The organism is Microcystis sp. M53602_WE12, assembly GCF_030065455.1.
Classification (GTDB): Bacteria; Cyanobacteriota; Cyanobacteriia; order Cyanobacteriales; family Microcystaceae; genus Microcystis; species Microcystis aeruginosa.
Genome location: NZ_JASJFB010000532.1, coordinates 1 through 3,129, shown reverse-complemented (window position 1 = coordinate 3,129; position 3,129 = coordinate 1). Strand labels below are relative to the sequence as shown.

Below are 3,129 nucleotides of genomic sequence, written 5' to 3'. Positions count from 1 at the left end.
GGGTGTAAAGAAAATTTTAGAATAGAATTTACAGTGTAAATTCTATTTTGAGACAAAAGACTAGGATTTACCTAGGTAAACCTGATGTTTCTGTCTCTAAATAGGAAGCTATTTTCGGATAAAAAATCTACTGAAAATAGCTTCTATTTACTTTTATTGATGAGTTGAACTACTCCAACCTTGTCCTTAAGCCACTCGCCAAACAACTCTGACCCAATTTGAAAACGCAACTGATCATTTAACTCTGGCTGAAGTATCTCCTCCACTAAAATCAAATGCACTCCCTTAGAAGTCACAATTGGTTTAAGAACTTCAATATACTTGTCAGTCACATCATAGAAACTCATTTCCCCTAGCAAACCCTAATTAATTTCTAAAAAATCTTGCAATTTTCTTAGATAAGTAGGGGCATCTTCTAACATGGGAAAGTGAGCGGTATTAGCCATCTCCACATACTGGATATTATTATTCAAATCCGCCGCCATTTTGCCCATTTTGGCAGGAATAATAATGTCTTTTTCCCCTGATACTAAAAGAGTTGGTACCTTAATCTCAGCAAATTTACCAGGCATAATTTCCACTGCCTTTTTACTCACAGATGTATAAATTGTGCCTAGGACGGCATCGTAATCCGCCGCTAAAAAATCTTCTAAAAAAGCAATTCTTTCTGATTTTGGGATCGATCGATGCAAAAATCTCGCCATAAATAATCGATCGGCAAAAGGTACTTTTAAAAACCAATCATAACGAAACTGTACCACATACTTACCGAATTTATGGAAGGCAGCAAAAGCCGCTTTATTATACTCAAAAATGCCATTACAGGTTAAAACTGCTTTGACCACTCTTTCGGGGTACATAGTAATAAAAAAAGTCGCCACCGATGCCCCCATAGAGTGACTATTGAGATAGATTTTTTCAATTTCCAAACTATCTAAAAACAAGGCCAAATCAAGGGCATATTCTTCTAAATCGTAGGAAAGATCGGGGGATTTTTCCGGCAATTTAGACCGACCAAAACCGCGCATATCGTACAATAAACAATCAAAGCGATCGCAAATTGCCGCAGCAGTTGATCGCCAATAGCGTCCCGATCCTCCCCAACCATGAATAAACACCATCACCGGCTTTTTCTCAACAGATTCCGATTGCCGAATCCACTCGTAATAGTGGGGAACACCGCGAACAGTGATTGTTTTATCGATTATTTGAGTTTTCATGATAGATGTCGTCTTCCAGATTATCCCAAATCTTAGCCAGTGCAGTTTCGCTGACTTTTTGCCAGAAATCCGAGTTTGTCTCCTCCGGGATAAGGGTGACTAAAACCCTAGTACCCTCTGGAATCGGCACAGATTCGAGGAGTTCGATCCGGCCTTCTTTGACGATCGCGGGAACGGTGTTCAGCATGGTTAACCTCGATTTTTCCCCTTAAGCGGATTCTTGACTGGGTAGAGAGGAAGGATGAACCAATAGATCTGCCGTGGAACGTTTTTCCACCATTTCGCGGGTGATTAAACATCGTTTCACGTCTTTGCGCGAGGGCAATTCGTACATGACATCGAGCATTAATTCCTCGACAATACCCCGTAGGGCCCGGGCCCCGGTTTTGCGACGATAGGCCTCTTGGGCGATCGCTAGGACGGCATCAGATTTAAACTCTAACTGTACATTGTCCATCTTCAACAGTTTTTGATACTGTTTCACCAAAGCGTTGCGGGGTTGGGTCAGGATAGCGATTAAAGCTTCCTCATCCAGGGGTGACAGGGCCGCTAGGATGGGAATCCGACCGACAAACTCTGGAATCATGCCAAATTTGACTAAATCATCGGGAGTCATTTGTTTTAATAACCCTGCCGCCACCTTATCCTTACTAGCTTGGCCATCTCCTGGTTGAATAAAGCCCATGGATTTTTTACCGAGACGCTGATCGATCACCTTATCTAAACCAACAAACGCCCCACCGCAGATAAACAGGATATTGCTGGTGTCAATCTGAATACAATCCTGATAGGGGTGTTTGCGGCCGCCTTGGGGGGGAACATTGGCGATCGTTCCCTCTAACATTTTCAGTAAAGCTTGCTGTACCCCTTCTCCGGACACATCCCGGGTAATCGAGGTATTTTCGCTCTTGCGGGCAATTTTATCGATTTCATCGATGTAGATAATGCCCCGCTGCGCTTCTTCCACGTCTAAATCTGCCACTTGTAACAGACGCAAGAGAATATTTTCCACATCTTCCCCCACATAACCGGCCTCGGTTAAAGTGGTGGCATCAGCGACAGCAAAAGGTACATCGAGGATTTTAGCCAGAGTTTGAGCTAGAAGGGTTTTTCCCGATCCTGTGGGACCAATTAACAGAATATTGGATTTTTGCAGTTCGATGCTATCTTCTGGACTACCGCCACCGGCTTTTTGGGTTTGGATATCTTTGAGGCGTTTGTAATGGTTATAAACGGCCACCGAAAGCACTTTTTTCGCCTCATTTTGACCAATAACGTAGTCATCGAGGTATTTTTTAATCTCTCTTGGTTTGGGAATTTGTTCCCAAGTGGTTTTGTTTTGGCCCGATCGCCGTTTGTTGGGACGTTCCTCCACTGGGGCGACCGGACTGGGCGGTTCCATCAATTCCTCATCGAGAATTTCGTTACACAGTTCCACACACTCGTCACAGATATAGACCCCCGGCCCGGCGATTAATTTTCGCACTTGTTCCTGGGATTTGCCGCAAAATGAACACTTGAGGTGGGAGTCGTACTTAGACATAGTTTATTTACAGGGAAGTAACGGGAACGGTAGGATCGGGCAGTTCGGGACGGGAAATCACCAGATCGATTAACCCATATTCTTTGGCTTCGACGGCCGACATGAAAAAGTCCCGTTCGGTGTCGTTAGCGATGCGATCGTAGGGTTGACCAGTGTGGTGAGCCAGCATGGTATTGAGTCTCTGTTTAATATAGAGGATCTCTTTGGCTTGGATGGCGATATCACTAGCTTGACCTTGGGCGCCGCCGAGGGGTTGGTGAATCATGATCCGGCTACTGGGTAGGGACATCCGTTTACCTGCTGCGCCGCCACAAAGCAGGAATGCTCCCATACTAGCGGCTAAACCGAAACAAATTGTCGCCACGT

Annotated in this window: 5 protein-coding genes; all 5 read right to left on the bottom strand. The window is 44.6% G+C overall.

The features are described 5' to 3' along the window. Positions 1–143: 143 nt before the first annotated feature. Positions 144–347: a hypothetical protein gene (locus PX482_RS17260; RefSeq protein WP_193978258.1), complete on the bottom strand. Its 204-nt coding sequence runs from the start codon at positions 345–347 to the stop codon at positions 144–146. 15 nt (positions 348–362) lie between these two features. Further along, the gene (locus PX482_RS17255; RefSeq protein ID WP_002758594.1) at positions 363–1,220 is read right to left on the bottom strand and encodes an alpha/beta fold hydrolase; all 858 of its coding nucleotides are present in this window, start codon (positions 1,218–1,220) and stop codon (positions 363–365) included. Then, the gene (locus PX482_RS17250) at positions 1,198–1,407 is read right to left on the bottom strand and encodes a hypothetical protein (protein WP_002752152.1); all 210 of its coding nucleotides are present in this window, start codon (positions 1,405–1,407) and stop codon (positions 1,198–1,200) included. The genes PX482_RS17255 and PX482_RS17250 overlap by 23 nt, the downstream gene beginning before the upstream one ends. Positions 1,408–1,428: 21 nt before the next feature. Then, positions 1,429–2,763, bottom strand: a complete 1,335-nt coding sequence (gene clpX / locus PX482_RS17245; RefSeq protein ID WP_288122749.1) for an ATP-dependent protease ATP-binding subunit ClpX — start codon at positions 2,761–2,763, stop codon at positions 1,429–1,431. A 7-nt stretch (positions 2,764–2,770) separates the two neighbouring features. Next, positions 2,771–3,129: ATP-dependent Clp protease proteolytic subunit (locus PX482_RS17240; protein WP_288122747.1), on the bottom strand; the 359-nt coding region annotated here is incomplete at its 5' end.